Below are 14730 nucleotides of genomic sequence, written 5' to 3'. Positions count from 1 at the left end.
CTTTCTCTTAGAACGCGGTTGTTGCTGCCGCTCGGCCTGATGTTCGGCGCCGCCCTGCTGGCCGGAGCCATTTCGCTCCAGATCTTTGCTTCGGCGCAACTTATGCAGGAAACCGAGCCGGCTTCTCGCTCGGCCAGAGCGGTCGCGGCTGCACTCAATGGCGCGCTTCGAGCCTCGACCAATCCGCAAGTAACCCTTGATGCGTTCGTGCAATCGCTGGGCACCTCCGAAACCATCCGCTTTCGGCGCCTCGGGACCGACCTCGATGTTCATCCATCCGAGGTGCAGACTCCACTGGGAACGGTGCCCGACTGGTTCGTCCGACTGCTGGCCACCCCCGAATTTGGGGCCGCCTTTCCCGTGATGATGGAGGGGAAGCAGGTCGGCGACATCATATTTGCGCCGGACATGTCCGCCGACATCTACGAAAAGTGGATCGGATTTCTGGCGATCGCCTTCTCCGGAATTGTCCTGATGGTGTTGACCGGGGCCATTGCCCACTTCACCGCGCGTTCCGCCTTGCGACCGCTGCAAAATCTGGGCGATGGTCTGACCCGCATGCGAACGGGGAATTACGAAGAGCTGATATCCCCTTCCGGTCCACCCGAGATCCGCAGGAGTTCGCAGGAGGCCAACGAACTCGCCCGCACCCTCAATCGCCTCAGCCAGGACAATCGCAGCCTGCTGCGCAGGATCGTGTCGCTGCAGGATGACGAACGGCAGGACATGGCGCGCGAGCTCCATGACGAGCTCGGGCCGCTGCTGTTCGGGATCCGCGCCAACACGGTGGCGCTGCTGGAATCCATCCCGTCCGGCAGCGCGGAGTTGAGGAACGCGGCCGAGGGCATTCTGCAGTCGGTTGAAACATTGCAGCAGGCGAACCGCCGCATCCTCGACCGCCTGCGGCCGCTCTACATTCAGGAGCTCGGCCTGGAGAAAAGCATCCAGACGTTGCTGCAGAACGCCAAGGCACAATCTCCCGATCTCAAAGTGACGTCGGAGATCGACGCTGATCTGAATGAGGTCGACGGGCTGCTGTCGCAGACGGTCTATCGCGTGATCCAGGAGGCGGTGACAAACGTGCTCCGCCACGCCAAAGCAAACTCGATGCATGTCACGGCAGGGATCAACGAGCGCGAAGTGATCGTGGAAGTATCCGACGATGGCGTTGGCTTTCCGGCGGATCGGGTATTCGGCCGTGGATTGACGGGCATGCTGGAGCGCGTTCGAGCGCTGAGCGGGACGCTTGAATTGCTGCGCGAAGCGGGCCGCACCTGCGTCCGTTGCCGACTTCTGGTGGGAGAATCGGCCTCACAGGCGCAAGGCGCAAAGCAGGCCTGACGGGAGTTTCCCGTCAGGCCTGCTTTAGTCCGGCCTCAATGCATGTGCAGGAACCAGTAGCTCGCGCCGCCGATCACGATCACGGCGGGCACGGCCCAAAGCAATAATACGGGCATGATCCTCTCCTCCATTCCAACGGAGGAATAACGGAGGCGCATTGCCACTTGTTCCCGAATATTGCCATGCGGAGGAAAGACAGAATGTGTGCAATGCACTCAGCGCGGTTTCCAGTGCGTTGCAACGAGAGGCGCAGAATGAAGATCTAACCGGCGTAGTCCTGCATGCCGGCGGCGCGCGGCTGCAACGCCGCCGTCGGCCTGCAATGTGTCGCCTGAATTTTTCCGTCGCGCGTGAAACTGAAGGCGATGCGCACCGGCTGGCCTTCGTGGCTGAGATAATCCAGCACGACACCCTCAGCGGTCGGCGTGATTTCCTCGAGCCCGAATGCGGTTGGCGCAAGGGCATCGAGACGCGGCCGCCAGTAGGCTTCAAGTTCGGCGCGGCCCTCACTGAGCTTGGCCTCGCCGCACCGGCATTCGGCCGTCGCGTCATGTGCATAGAGATCTAGCAATGTCGCGAGGTCGCGATTCCGGCACGCGTCCAGCCAGTCGACCACCAAGGCTACCTGATCGAAATCATCTGCCAATTCCGCGATCCCATCCACGTTGCCATGCCTTGTTCTAACTGCCGACGCGGGTGACGGAGTATGGCGATCGTCGTGAATGGACACTGAACGGCCTGTTGTCCGGAACTCACCTTGGAACCTGAACGATTGTGCGGAACAAAGGTTCCGGTAGGCTAGTCCGGACGAATACGGGGGCGGAGCTCAGGCTCACGCTGCGCGCGCCACCACACACCGAATGCTATGACGACTGCAAATGCCAGCGTGAACCAGGTGATCGCGTATTGCAGGTGATCATCCTTAAGATGCACAGACAGCGGCCCGGGCTTCGGGATGCCGTTTTCGGGCACGGGCTCCTCGAGGTCGACATAGAACGGCGCGACGGCCTTGCCGCCCTCGCCCCAGCCGAGCGCGCGCGCCATCGCGAGATGATCGCGGGTGAACCAAAGCCGTTTAGCCATACTCTCCGGCGGCGTCAGCTTGCCGGCGCTCTCGGGAAAACGGATGTAGCCGGTGAGCTTCACGGGCTGTCCGGTGATCAACCGGCTGACGGCGCGATCCTGCTGGCTGCGGTCCTGCATCGTGTTTTGCACAAACCCGGCGTTAACCACGACGGTCCCGCCGTCGCTGAGCTGTGCCGGCAGAAAGGCCCAGGTGCCGGGGCCGGAGACGTCGCGGACTGCGGAGCCTGCACTGTAGACCATCGCGTCCGGCAGCCGCGCATAGGCCGCGGTGAAGCTGACGCGGCGGAATTCGTCTTTGGCCGGCGTCAGCCTAGGCCATTGCGTTTGCGCCGGCAGCGCCTCGGGCGCTGCCGCGAGCCGCTCGTTCAGCCTGGCGATCAGCGCGTGCTTCTCGACCCGGCGCTGCAACTGCCAGACGCCAAGGCCAGCGAAGACCGCCACCATGATGAGCGTGAAGATGGCAAAGCCGGCGACCGGCCGCCGCCGCGACGAAAGGCCGGTCATTTCGGATCGCGGTCGATCAGCCGGCCGGGCGCCGCCTTGTGATGGAATTGCAGCGCGATCAGCAGCGACTTCATCGAGCGCAACGGCAGCAGCGTGGTCGCGATGATCAGCGGCAGCCAGAGCGCCGCATGCAGCCAGAACGGCGGCTGATATTTGATTTCGACGATCAGGGCGGCGGTGACGACGATGGCGCCCGCCAGCATGATGATGAAGATCGCGGGGCCGTCACCAGAATCGATGAAGGCGTAGTCGAGCCCGCAAGCTTCGCAATTCGGGCGCAGGTTGAGGAAGCCCGTATAGAGCTTGCCCTTGCCGCAACGCGGGCAGCGGCAAACGAGGCCACGGAACGCGCTCTCGGTTAGTGTGGGTTGCGTCTGATCCATCATCCATTCCTCCCCCCTCTCCGCTTGCGGGAAGGGCGGCGAGTATTCGTGTCCCGGACGCGATGCGGCACAAACTGACGCATCGCAGAGCCGGGACCATTGATGGGCCCCGGATCAGCAGCACACCACGCCGCAAACCATAGCGCGTCGAAGACGCGCGTGAAACGCGCTGATGGCACCGCGCAGCATCCGGGGCACGGAAAACAAAAAGGGCGGTCCTTCCGACCGCCCCCTTGTAGCACGTCAAGCCTGCATCAGTGGCCAGCCACGGGCCCCGCGCCGCGGAACCAGACATAGATGCAGATGAACAGAAACAGCCACACCACGTCAACGAAGTGCCAGTACCAAGCGGCGAATTCGAAGCCGAGATGCTGCTTCGGCGTGAAGTGGCCGGCATAGGCGCGGAACAGGCAGACCAGCAGGAACACGGTGCCGACCAGCACGTGGAAGCCGTGGAAGCCGGTCGCCATGAAGAAGGTCGCGCCGTAGATGTTGCCGGAGAACGCGAAGGTGGCATGCGCGTATTCATAGGCCTGTACGCAGGTGAAGGTGGCCCCTAACAGCACGGTGAGGATCAGGCCGTACTTCAGGCCCTGGCGGTCGTTCTCGAGCAGCGCGTGGTGGGCCCAGGTGACGGTCGTGCCCGAGGTCAGCAGCAGAAGCGTGTTCAGCAGCGGCAGGTGCCAGGGGTCGAAGGTCTCGATGCCCTTCGGCGGCCAGGTGCCCGGCACGCTGCAGGCGCCCATCGCCGTGCCCGGACCGCAGCCGAACACCGCGTCGCGGGTGGCGTGGACCGCGTCGGCGGGGAACAGCGCGGAATTGAAGAACGCCCAGAACCAGGCGACGAAGAACATCACCTCGGAGGCGATGAACAGGATCATGCCGTAGCGGTGGCTGATCTGCACCACCCGGGTGTGGTCACCCTTATATTGGGCTTCGCGGATCACGTCGCCCCACCAGCTCGCCATGGTGTAGAGCACGCCGATCGTGCCGACGCCGAAGATGATCGGCGCGGCGGCGAACATGTGATGCATCCAGGCGATCGCGCCCACCGCCATGATGAAGGCCGAGATCGAGCCGACGACCGGCCACGGGCTCGGATCGACGAGGTGGTAGTCGTGGTGCTTCGCGTGCGCCGTAGCCATTGCGGTCTCTCCGTTAGGTGTGCCGTTCCCTTCGGCACATATTCGTCTCAAATTTCAAAAACCGAGATCCCGTCAGATAGGGAAGCCGGCGTTTCTCGTCACAAGTTGCCCTTGCGCTTGTCGCCTTCGCCGGCCGCGAGCGGCTTCGGCGCCGGTTCGCGCACGGGATAGAAGGTGTAGGACAGCGTAATCGTCTTCAGTCCGTCGTTCTCGCTGTCTTTCGCCAGCGCCGGATCGACGTAGAACACCACGGGCATCTCGCGCTTCTCGCCGGGTCCCATGGTCTGTTCGGTGAAGCAGAAGCAGTTGATCTTCTGGAAATAGGCGCCGACCGTCAGCGGCGCGACATTGTAGGCCGCCTGACCGGCAGTGGTGCGCGCGGCCTGGTTGGTCACGGTGTAGAAGACGGTAACGACCTCGCCGATCCGAACCTCAATCTCGTTCTGCTCGGGCTCAAATTTCCAGGGCAGGCCGGGGCCGACATTGGCGTCGAACCGCACCGCGATCTTGCGCTCCAGCGGCGCGTCAGACGGCGCCGAAGTCGCGACCTGGGTGGTGCCGTTGAAACCGGTGGCGCGGCAGAACCAGTCGTAGAAGGGCACGGCGGCATAGGACGCGCCAACCATCAACACCACGACGAAGCCGCAGATCGACGCCACTGCCGCATCGCGCGTCAGGGTACGTCGCGAAGCGACCTTCGCGCCTTCCCTGTCCTCGTTGGTCTGCGGGTCGTTCTGCATCTCAATCACAACGGACGGACGAGGACGCCCGGCCCCTTGACCATGGTGACCGCAAAAAACAGCACGACCAGCACGCCGAGCGCGAGCGCAATGGCGATCGAGCGGTGACGGCGGCTTCTTTTCTGCGCCTCGGTGAGGACGATTCCATCTGGCTTCTGCTTGTCGTCCATTGGCGTCCCATGCGCCCCCTACCCGACAACAGATGCGATGGCGCCGATCGCGGGAACGACGGCGCGGACGACGACCTCAAGCAGGAGCGTCGCAAATAGCGCAAACAGATAAAGGATCGAGAAGGCAAACAGCCGGCGGGTGGCGCGCAGCGCGCGCTTGCCCTCGCGGTGGCGATACACCTCGATCGAAAGCCACATCATGCCGGCGCCGAGCACCAGCGAGATCACGCCATAGACCGCGGAGAAATAACCCAGCGGCCAGGGCGCCGCCGCGACCGCGACCAGCACGATGGTATAGAGCAGGATCTGCAGCCGAGTCGCGTCGGGACCGGCAACCACGGGCAGCATTGGAATCCCGGCGCGGGCATAATCGTCGCTGCGAAACAGCGCCAGCGCCCAGAAATGCGGCGGGGTCCAGAAGAAAATGATGAGGAACAGGAGCACCGGCTCCATCGACAGCGAACCGGCGGCCGCAGCCCACGCCACGACCGGCGGCAGCGCGCCGGCGGCGCCGCCGATCACGATGTTCTGCGCGGTCCAGCGCTTCAGCCACATGGTGTAGATCACCACATAGAAGAAGATCGTGAACGCCAGCAGCGCGCCGGCCAGCCAGTTGACGAGGACTCCGAGCGTCATCACCGAGAAGAACGCCAGCGTCAGACCGAACGCCATTGCTTCGGACGGCGTAATGCGTCCACGCGGGATCGGCCGGTTGGCCGTGCGCGTCATCTTGGCGTCGATGTCGCCTTCAAGGGCCATGTTCAGCGCGCCGGAGGCGCCGGCCCCGACCGCGATGCAGAGGATCGAGGTGAAGGCGATGACCGGATGGACGTAGCCGGGCGCGATGAAGAGGCCGACCATCGCGGTGAAGATCACGAGCGACATCACCCGCGGCTTCAACAGCGCGAGGTAGTCACCGACATCAGCCTCGGAAATCCGGGGCAGAACATCGATGGCGTTGTGGTCGACTACCGACAAGGTTGATCTCGCTTCACTAAGGCCGCGGCGCGCAACGATGGCGCGCCGCGAAGAACCGTTACTGCACGCGCGGCAGCACTTCGAACTGGTGGAAGGGCGGCGGCGACGTCAGCGTCCATTCCAGCGTGGTCGCGCCCGCGCCCCACGGATTGTTGGCAGCCGCCTGTTTCTTCATGAAGGCATCGACCACGCCGTAGATGAAGATCAGCACGCCGAAGCCCGAAATGTAGGAGCCGATCGAGGACACCAGGTTCCAGCCCGCGAACGCGTCCGGATAGTCGACATAGCGGCGCGGCATCCCGGACAGGCCGAGGAAGTGCTGCGGGAAGAACACCAGGTTGACGCCGATGAAGGTGAACCAGAAGTGCAGCTTGCCGATGGTTTCCGAATACATGTAGCCGGACATCTTCGGGAACCAGTAGTACCAGCCCGCGAAGATCGCGAACACCGCGCCGAGCGACAGCACGTAGTGGAAGTGCGCGACCACGTAATAGGTATCCTGCAGCACGCGGTCGACGCCGGCATTCGCCAGCACCACGCCGGTGACGCCGCCGACCGTGAACAGGAAGATGAAGCCGATCGCCCACAGCATCGGCGTGCGGAATTCGATCGAGCCGCCCCACATCGTGGCGATCCAGGAGAAGATCTTCACGCCGGTCGGCACCGCGATCACCATGGTGGCGGCGACGAAATAGGCCTGCGTCGCCGACGACATGCCGACCGTGTACATGTGGTGCGCCCACACCACGAAACCGATGCCGCCGATCGCGACCATGGCGTAGGCCATGCCGAGATAGCCGAACACGGGCTTCTTTGAGAAGGTCGAGACAATCTGGCTGATCATGCCGAAGCCGGGCAGGATCAGGATGTACACTTCGGGGTGGCCGAAGAACCAGAACAGATGCTGGAACAGCACCGGATCGCCGCCGCCGTCGGCGGCGAAGAAGGTGGTGCCAAAATTGCGATCGGTGAGCAGCATGGTGATGGCGCCGGCGAGCACCGGCAGCGACAACAACAGCAGGAACACCGTCACCAGGATCGACCACACGAACAGCGGCATCTTGTGCAGGGTCATGCCCGGCGCGCGCATGTTGAAGATCGTGGTGATGAAGTTGATGGCGCCGAGGATCGAGGAGGCGCCGGCCAGATGCAGCGATAGAATCGCAAAATCGACCGCTGGCCCCGGATGGCCCGAGGTCGACAGCGGCGCGTAGATGGTCCAACCCGCGCCGACGCCGTTGGCGCCCGGCTCACCTTCGACGAAGGTCGACATCAAGAGCAGCGCGAAAGAAGCCGGCAGCAGCCAGAACGAAATGTTGTTCATGCGCGGGAACGCCATGTCGGGCGCGCCGATCATCAGCGGCACGAACCAGTTGCCGAAGCCGCCGATCATCGCCGGCATCACCATGAAGAAGATCATGATCAGGCCGTGCGAGGTCACGAACACATTGTAGGTGTGGGATTCGTGGAAGAACTGGACGCCGGGATACATCAGCTCGATGCGGATCGCGATCGACATCGCAGCCCCGATGATGCCCGCGCAGATCGCGAAGATAAGGTACATCGTGCCGATGTCCTTATGGTTCGTCGAATAGAGCCAGCGCCGCCATCCGGTCGGATTGGCATGCGCATGGTCATCATGGGCGTGATCGTGGTGTGTCGCTGCGGTCGTTGCCATTTTGAAATCCTGCCTTGCAGTCCCTTTTCGGACCTTTTCAGGTCCCGTCGCCCTTGTCCCTTGCTTGTCCCTTGGCCCGCGTCTTACTGCGCGGCCTGGCCACCAGCCGAAGCGTAGGTGTTCGCCGGGTTGGTCGCATATTTCTTTTTCGCCGCCTCAACCCAGGCCGCGAATTCCTGGTCGTTCACGACCCGCACCGCGATCGGCATGAAGGCGTGATCCTTGCCGCACAGTTCCGAGCACTGGCCGTAATACATGCCGACCTTGGTGGCCTTGAACCAGGTCTCGTTGAGACGGCCGGGGATCGAGTCGATCTTGATGCCGAAGGACGGCACCGCGAAAGCGTGAATCACGTCCGCGCCGGTGGTCTGGACCCGGATCACCTTGTTGACCGGCACCACCATCTCGTTGTCGACGCCGAGCAGGCGCGGCTGCTTGTCCTGCGCCATCAGCGAATCGAACTCGAACTTGCCGTTATCGGGGTAGGCATAGCTCCAGTACCACTGCTTGCCGGTCACCTTGACGGTCAGGTCGGCCTTGGGAACGTCGAGCTGCTGGAACAGGAGACGGAACGACGGCACTGCGATGCCGACCAGGATCAGCACCGGGATCAGCGTCCAGGCCACCTCGATCAGCGTGTTGTGGGTGGTCCGGGAGGGGACCGGATTGGCCTTGGCGTTGAACTTCACCACCACGATGACCAACAGCGCCAGCACGAACAGGGTGATCAGCGTGATGAGCACCAGCAGCAAATTATGGAAGCTGATGATGTTTTCCATCACCGGGGTGGCGGCTTCCTGCAGCGTGATTTCCCACGGCTTTGGCTGCTGCCCAAAAGCCATCCCGCCGGAGACGAGCGCCATGCCCGCTACCGCCAACCCCAGCAACCGCCGGCCCATCAGGCCATTCGACATCTTCATGCCGCTCGCGCTCCTTTAGAAATAATCCCCAAAGCACTCCCGCCGGATGGCCGGAAATGCCGCACGATCCGCCCTCACAAACGGCCTACCGGAGGTACTTTTGGAAGTACACCTTCGAAAGTACCTGCAACAGCATTGCTACAGTACCTTGGGCCAGATCGTTAGAACGCGTCGAAATCCAGCCTCTCAAACCATAATTCCAGGGCTCTCGCAATGCAGTAGTGGGGCGCAAAGCCATGCGTCACCTGCTATTCGCCGGACATCGGATTTTCCCGACAAATCAGGCAGAACCTGCCGTTTGGCAGGCCTGCGCCGCTTGACAGCCCGATTGCCGGATGTAGGCACAGTCACGGCGTACCCGAGCGACCTGATTCGCCTGGGCCCGGATGGTCCTTGTTGGCGCGGATTGGCTCTCGGACCGCCTTCAAGGCGCCGTCATTGCGTATCAGTCCGGGTAAGTCCAGTTACAAAATGTGCTGCCGGCGCTGCCGGAAATCGTGAGAGGATCGACCCGGATGGGGCGTTCGAAACATCAGGCGGGATATGGTTCGGAACCGGCCCGCTGGCTCGGCGGCCTGCTCGCCGTGGCCTTCCTGCTCGGCCTGACCCAGGCGGCGAGCGCCCAAGGCGCGGTGCGCTCGGTCCATGGCGACTGGCAGATCCGCTGCGACACGCCGCCAGGCGCGCAAGGCGAGCAATGCGCCCTAATCCAGAGCGTGGTCGCCGAGGACCGGTCGAATGCCGGCCTGACCGTCATCGTGCTGAAAACCGCCGACCAGAAGAGCAAGCTGATGCGGGTGGTCGCCCCCCTCGGCGTGCTGCTGCCCTCCGGGCTTGGGCTAAAGCTCGATAACCAGGACGTCGGCCGCGCCGGGTTCGTGCGATGCCTGCCGAATGGCTGCGTGGCCGAGGTGGTGATGGACGAAAAACTACTGGGCCAGCTCCGGGGCGCCAAAACCGCGACGTTTATTATTTTTGAGACGCCCGAAGAAGGCATCGGCTTCCCGCTCAGCCTGAACGGGCTCGGCGAGGGGTATGACAAGCTGCCGTGAGGCGAGCCGATAACTCCGCAAGATCCGGCTGATCGACTTAATTCTACTGCGTCATAGCTGCTCAAACCCTTCATCCCTGAGGAGCCCGCCGAGCGGGCGTCTCGAAGGATGTAGGCCACAGACAGGGCCTCATGGTTCGAGACGCGCTTCGCGCTCCTCACCATGAGGGACTCATGCCCCAGTAAGATTAACCGGCACTGGCGTAGTAATCGAGCAGCCGGCGCGCCTCGATGGAAAGCCAGTCTGCTTCACCGCTGATGTAGCCTTCGACTTGCCCGGTGATGCCGATCAAGAATGTTATGGGCATGCCGTAAAGCGCGAACGGGGTGTCGGCCTGGCCGCTTGCGCCGGCTCTTGCGGCAAGCCCGTCCGGATCAAGCCCGATCGCGAGGCGCCGAAGCTTCAACCCTTTCACGAAAGGCGCAACAACCGAGCGGTCGCGATCCGTCGCGACGGCGATCACTACGAGATCCCTGACGTCGCTCGCCGCCAGCCTGTCCAGCATCGGCAGTTCGGTCCGGCAGGCCGGACACCAGGTCGCCCAGAAATTGACGAGCACCACCTTCCCTCTGAGGGAAGTCAAATCGATCGTGCCTCCGGAGAGACGCGGAATCGGCACAGACGGGACAGGCCTCGCGCCACGAAGCTGGATGAACTGATGCCGGACGGTGGCGAATGGCGGCGGACCTTGGGCCCGGGCGCGATTGGATGCAGCCGGCATCGCGACCGACGCGCCGGCCCCGAGCAGCCGTGTGACCATAGTACGGCGCGTTACTCCGCGATGTCGCATCATGGCGCGTATCCGTTTGTCATGACCGGATGTAGGACCAACCGGCTTCCTGCAATTCGATGATGCGTCCGGGCCCGCTCGGCACCAGATCGACATATCGGGAGGTTGAGCGAGGTCGAGATCAGAGCGGCGGCGAAGCGGGCTTCGCCACCGGTTTCGAGACCGCGGAGCCTGGATCGGTCAGCAGCAGCCTCACGACCAGAGGCACGATGAAGGTCAGCGCCAGCCCGACCCAATTGGCTATTTGGCGGAGAGACAGGCGCATCGCCGTGGCTCAAAATGCCTTGGCGAGGGATGCAATCTCCTCGCGCTCCGAATAGGCGACGAGCGCGTTGAGTGCGAGCAGGACAATCGCCGGCACCGGCGATCCACCGATAACGAACAGGTGAGTGATCATCGCGCCGATCATGATGCAGATGAGTAGCAGCGCACCAAGGCCCGCCTTCCGTGGAAGCAGCAGCAGGATTGCCCCGATGATCTCGAGACTGCCGGTCAAATAGCGAAACCATTGTCCGAGCCCAATGTGGTGGAACTCTTCTAGCATCATCGGCAAGCCAAAGAGCTTGACGCCCCCGGCCCCAAGAAAGACCAGCGCCAGCAATCCCCTGACAATCCACACGCCAACATGGGTCCAATGGCGCCCGGCAGGCACAGCAACGTCCGACATCGACAACTCCCGAAAGTTTGAGAAACGGCCCCCAGCCGCGAAGCGCCGAACACCTTAAGGTGTCCAAGTCTTAAGGCGCCCAAGGCTTTCAAAATCAAAATTCGGTACTAAGATGAAATTGACAAGTAGGATGATTTTTCTGGTGTAGTATGAAAAAGCAGACTAATGAGCCGGCGTCGTCCGAATGCCCCGCAGCGCCGCAGCTTCAGCGCGCTCTTCGCGTGCTCTCCGGCAAGTGGAAGGGCGAAATCCTCTGGCAGTTGGTCGGAGGCAAGCGGCGGTTCGGCGAATTGCGGCGCGCTATTCCCGACGTGACGCAGCACATGCTGACCACCCAATTGCGCGATCTCGAAAACGAAGGCCTGGTGAAGCGCACCGTCTTTCCCGAGGTGCCGCCGCGTGTCGAATACGAGATGACGCCTGCGGCGAAGGACCTGAAGCCCGTGTTCGACGAGCTGTCCCGCTGGGCCAATGCGCATGGCAGGCTGGAGCCCAATCCGTCTGATGCGGACGCCGACGGCCGACGCGCCCATCCACCCGACCACCCCTCGCTTCCGGCGCGGTGATTGCCTAGATAGCAAAGCTCGACTTTCAAGAAGGATCGAATATGTCCAACGACATCAGGTCATCCCTGCTCGACCGCGCCAATCTCGACCGCGATGCTGTCCGCCGCGAGATCACGCGGGGCCTTCAGGGCGCCGATGACGGCGAGTTGTTTCTGGAGTACGGCCAGACCGAAGCGCTCGGTTTTGACAACGGCCGGCTGAAGCAGGCGACCTATGATACCTCGCAGGGTTTTGGCCTGCGCGCCGTCAAGGACGATGCGGTTGGTTACGCGCACTCGTCGGACGTATCCTTGCCGGCGCTGATCCGCGCGGCGGATGCGGTCGCGGCGGTGCGCGGCGGGTACAGCGGCAATTTTGCCGCCGCGCCCGCGCATACCAATGTGCGGCTCTATGGCGACGAGAATCCGCTGGACGCGCCGGGCTTCGAGGCGAAGGTAAAGCTGCTGGCCGAAATCGACGCGTATGTCCGCGACAAGGATGCGCGGGTGCGGCAGGCTTCCATCAGCTTAGGAGCCACTTGGCAGGTGGTCGAGATCCTTCGCCCGGATGGCGAAAGCTATCGCGACATCCGCCCGCTGGTGCGCGTCAATATTTCTGTGGTGGCGGGACAAGGCGACCGCCAGGAGAGCGGCAGCAAGGGCTATGGCGGCCGCGAGGGCTATGCGCGCTTCATCGAGACCAAGGCCTGGCGCGAGGCCGCCGACGGCGCGATCCGCGAGGCGCTGGTCAATCTGGAATCGGTCCCCGCGCCGGCCGGCGAAATGGACGTGGTGCTGGGCGCCGGCTGGCCCGGCGTGATGCTGCATGAAGCCGTTGGTCACGGCCTCGAGGGCGATTTCAACCGCAAGCAGACTTCGGCGTTTGCCGGGCTGATGGGCAAGCAGGTCGCGGCCAAGGGTGTCACCGTCGTCGACGACGGCACCATGGCGTCGCGGCGCGGCTCTCTTTCGATCGACGACGAGGGCACGCCGACCAACCGAACCGTGCTGATCGAGGACGGCATTCTGGTCGGCTACATGCAGGACCGCCAGAACGCGCGGCTGATGAACATGAAGCCGACCGGCAACGGCCGCCGCCAGAGCTACGCCCATGTACCGATGCCGCGCATGACCAACACCTACATGCTGGCCGGCGAGCGCGACCCGGCCGAGATCATCGCGTCAGTGAAGAACGGCGTCTATGCCGCCAACTTCGGTGGCGGCCAGGTCGACATCACCTCGGGCAAATATGTGTTCCAGTGCACCGAGGCTTACAAGATCGAGAACGGCAAGCTCGGCGCGCCCCTGAAGGGCGCAATGCTGATCGGCAACGGGCCTACCGACCTGCACAGAATCACCATGGTCGGCAACGACCTCGCGCTCGATACCGGCATCGGCACCTGCGGCAAGAACGGCCAGGGTGTGCCGGTCGGCGTTGGTCAGCCGACGCTGCGGATGGAAAAGATCACGGTCGGAGGAACGGGTTAGTGAGCGACGAGAAATTGGCGGGTGATCAAAAGGACACCTCTCTCGGCAAGGTAGCGAGCTGGCGCGCCCAGGCGGTGCAACTGGCGGCAATCGTTGCTGTCGTCTTCATCGCCAAGGGCGCGATCGCCGAGCCGTTCTACGTGCCGTCAGGCTCGATGGAGCCGACGCTTCTGATCGGCGACGCGCTGCTCGCCTCGAAATATCCTTACGGCTACGGCGCGGCGTCGCTGCCGATCCAGATCACGCTGCCTGAAACCGGCCGTCTCTTCGGCGAAACGCCCAAGCGCGGCGACGTCGTCGTGTTCCGTTGGCCGGGTGACCGTTCGCAGGCCTGGGTCAAGCGCGTGGTGGGATTGCCGGGCGACCGCATTCAGTTGCGGCAGGGTCAGCTCTTCATCAACGACCATGCCGCGACATTGAAGCCGGACGGTGTAGACCAGGCCGAGGACGATCGCGGCAACACCGAACGGGCCTACCGCTTCGTCGAGACGCTGCCGAACGGCGTCAGCCACGCGATCTTCAAGATGCGCGACAATGGAAGGCTCGACAACACGCCCGAGGTGACAGTGCCGCCGGGCAAGCTGTTCGTGCTCGGCGACAACAGGGACAATTCGGCCGACAGCCGCGTCTTGGTGCGCGATGGCGGCGTGGGACTATTGCCGATCGACAATCTGATCGGCCGCGCCGACGCCGTGGTCGGCTCCTGGGATTTGGGCATGCGCAGCCAGCCGGTATGGACCTGGCTGTCCGGATTCCGGCTGGCGCGGTTTTTTACGTCCGTGCGTTGAGGACGTAGCCCGGATGGAGCGAAGCGCAATCCGGGACATGCTCGCCGGCGGATGCAGTTTCCCCGGATTTCGCTGCGCTGCATCCGGGCTACATTCTTCGCCGCCATGACCTTCGACGACGTCAGAAAAATCGCACTGGCCTGGCCGGAGGTCGAGGACGGCACTTCCTACGGCACGCCGGCCTTGAAGGTGCGCAAGAAGATGCTCGTGCGGCTGAAGGAAGACGGCGACAGCCTGGTGATGCCGAGCGTGCCGCAGGACGAGCGCGAGATGCTGGTGGAAAGCCAGCCGAAGACATTTTACTTCACCGATCACTACCGCGATTATCCAATCGTGCTGATCCGCCTCTCGAAGGCCAGCCGTGCCACCGTCGAGCCGCTGATGCGCCGGCACTGGCGCATGCTGGCGTCGAAGAAGGCGGTGAAGGCGTACGACGCTAACTTGTAGAATTTGTAG

18 protein-coding genes are annotated in these 14730 nt (G+C 63.2%); 6 read left to right on the top strand and 12 right to left on the bottom strand.

The features are described 5' to 3' along the window. Positions 1–18: 18 nt before the first annotated feature. Entirely contained in the window at positions 19–1341 is a 1323-nt protein-coding gene (locus HCN58_RS10865) for a histidine kinase (RefSeq protein ID WP_311966794.1), read from the top strand. 262 nt (positions 1342–1603) lie between these two features. On the opposite strand, the gene HCN58_RS10860 is transcribed toward HCN58_RS10865, so the two are convergent. The 9 genes from HCN58_RS10860 to coxB all read right to left on the bottom strand — a co-directional run bounded on the left by HCN58_RS10860 (position 1604) and on the right by coxB (position 8945). After that, positions 1604–1987 (bottom strand): nuclear transport factor 2 family protein, encoded by a 384-nt coding sequence (locus HCN58_RS10860; RefSeq protein WP_210265929.1) that lies wholly within the window; start codon positions 1985–1987, stop codon positions 1604–1606. Positions 1988–2139: 152 nt separating this feature from the next. Continuing rightward, complete coding sequence (locus tag HCN58_RS10855) at positions 2140–2931, bottom strand: SURF1 family protein (protein WP_171579323.1); 792 nt, start codon at positions 2929–2931, stop codon at positions 2140–2142. Continuing rightward, on the bottom strand, positions 2928–3317 hold the full coding sequence (locus tag HCN58_RS10850) for a DUF983 domain-containing protein (RefSeq protein WP_171579322.1): 390 nt from the start codon (positions 3315–3317) through the stop codon (positions 2928–2930). The genes HCN58_RS10855 and HCN58_RS10850 overlap by 4 nt, the downstream gene beginning before the upstream one ends. A gap of 251 nt (positions 3318–3568) precedes the next feature. Beyond that, positions 3569–4459: a cytochrome c oxidase subunit 3 gene (locus tag HCN58_RS10845; protein ID WP_171579321.1), complete on the bottom strand. Its 891-nt coding sequence runs from the start codon at positions 4457–4459 to the stop codon at positions 3569–3571. 98 nt (positions 4460–4557) lie between these two features. Beyond that, complete coding sequence (locus HCN58_RS10840) at positions 4558–5199, bottom strand: cytochrome c oxidase assembly protein (RefSeq protein WP_171579320.1); 642 nt, start codon at positions 5197–5199, stop codon at positions 4558–4560. Between the two features lie 5 nt (positions 5200–5204). After that, positions 5205–5369 (bottom strand): cytochrome c oxidase system small membrane protein, encoded by a 165-nt coding sequence (locus tag HCN58_RS10835; protein WP_171579319.1) that lies wholly within the window; start codon positions 5367–5369, stop codon positions 5205–5207. Positions 5370–5387: 18 nt separating this feature from the next. Continuing rightward, positions 5388–6347 (bottom strand): heme o synthase, encoded by a 960-nt coding sequence (locus HCN58_RS10830; protein WP_171579318.1) that lies wholly within the window; start codon positions 6345–6347, stop codon positions 5388–5390. A 58-nt stretch (positions 6348–6405) separates the two neighbouring features. Beyond that, positions 6406–8025 (bottom strand): cytochrome c oxidase subunit I, encoded by a 1620-nt coding sequence (gene ctaD, locus HCN58_RS10825; RefSeq protein WP_171579317.1) that lies wholly within the window; start codon positions 8023–8025, stop codon positions 6406–6408. An 83-nt stretch (positions 8026–8108) separates the two neighbouring features. After that, the gene (coxB, locus tag HCN58_RS10820; protein ID WP_171579316.1) at positions 8109–8945 is read right to left on the bottom strand and encodes a cytochrome c oxidase subunit II; all 837 of its coding nucleotides are present in this window, start codon (positions 8943–8945) and stop codon (positions 8109–8111) included. 515 nt (positions 8946–9460) lie between these two features. Between coxB and HCN58_RS10815 the strand changes: the two genes are divergently transcribed. Then, positions 9461–9997 (top strand): invasion associated locus B family protein, encoded by a 537-nt coding sequence (locus tag HCN58_RS10815; protein ID WP_235983565.1) that lies wholly within the window; start codon positions 9461–9463, stop codon positions 9995–9997. Positions 9998–10184: 187 nt separating this feature from the next. On the opposite strand, the gene HCN58_RS10810 is transcribed toward HCN58_RS10815, so the two are convergent. The 3 genes from HCN58_RS10810 to HCN58_RS10800 all read right to left on the bottom strand — a co-directional run bounded on the left by HCN58_RS10810 (position 10185) and on the right by HCN58_RS10800 (position 11454). Next, entirely contained in the window at positions 10185–10790 is a 606-nt protein-coding gene (locus HCN58_RS10810) for a TlpA family protein disulfide reductase (protein ID WP_171579315.1), read from the bottom strand. Positions 10791–10908: 118 nt separating this feature from the next. Then, complete coding sequence (locus HCN58_RS10805; protein WP_171579314.1) at positions 10909–11052, bottom strand: hypothetical protein; 144 nt, start codon at positions 11050–11052, stop codon at positions 10909–10911. Positions 11053–11061: 9 nt separating this feature from the next. Beyond that, positions 11062–11454, bottom strand: a complete 393-nt coding sequence (locus HCN58_RS10800; protein ID WP_171579313.1) for a DoxX family protein — start codon at positions 11452–11454, stop codon at positions 11062–11064. 149 nt (positions 11455–11603) lie between these two features. On the opposite strand from HCN58_RS10800, the gene HCN58_RS10795 reads away from it, so the two are divergent. The 4 genes from HCN58_RS10795 to HCN58_RS10780 all read left to right on the top strand — a co-directional run bounded on the left by HCN58_RS10795 (position 11604) and on the right by HCN58_RS10780 (position 14721). Continuing rightward, positions 11604–12020, top strand: a complete 417-nt coding sequence (locus HCN58_RS10795) for a winged helix-turn-helix transcriptional regulator (RefSeq protein ID WP_171579312.1) — start codon at positions 11604–11606, stop codon at positions 12018–12020. A gap of 41 nt (positions 12021–12061) precedes the next feature. Next, positions 12062–13486: a metalloprotease TldD gene (tldD, locus tag HCN58_RS10790; RefSeq protein WP_171579311.1), complete on the top strand. Its 1425-nt coding sequence runs from the start codon at positions 12062–12064 to the stop codon at positions 13484–13486. Between the two features lie 14 nt (positions 13487–13500). Continuing rightward, positions 13501–14274: a signal peptidase I gene (lepB, locus tag HCN58_RS10785; RefSeq protein ID WP_210265967.1), complete on the top strand. Its 774-nt coding sequence runs from the start codon at positions 13501–13503 to the stop codon at positions 14272–14274. A gap of 105 nt (positions 14275–14379) precedes the next feature. After that, complete coding sequence (locus HCN58_RS10780) at positions 14380–14721, top strand: MmcQ/YjbR family DNA-binding protein (protein WP_171579553.1); 342 nt, start codon at positions 14380–14382, stop codon at positions 14719–14721. Positions 14722–14730: the final 9 nt, after the last annotated feature.

This window comes from Bradyrhizobium australiense, assembly GCF_013114825.1.
GTDB lineage: Bacteria > Pseudomonadota > Alphaproteobacteria > Rhizobiales > Xanthobacteraceae > Bradyrhizobium > Bradyrhizobium australiense.
This window is presented reverse-complemented; position numbering and strand designations above follow the sequence as displayed.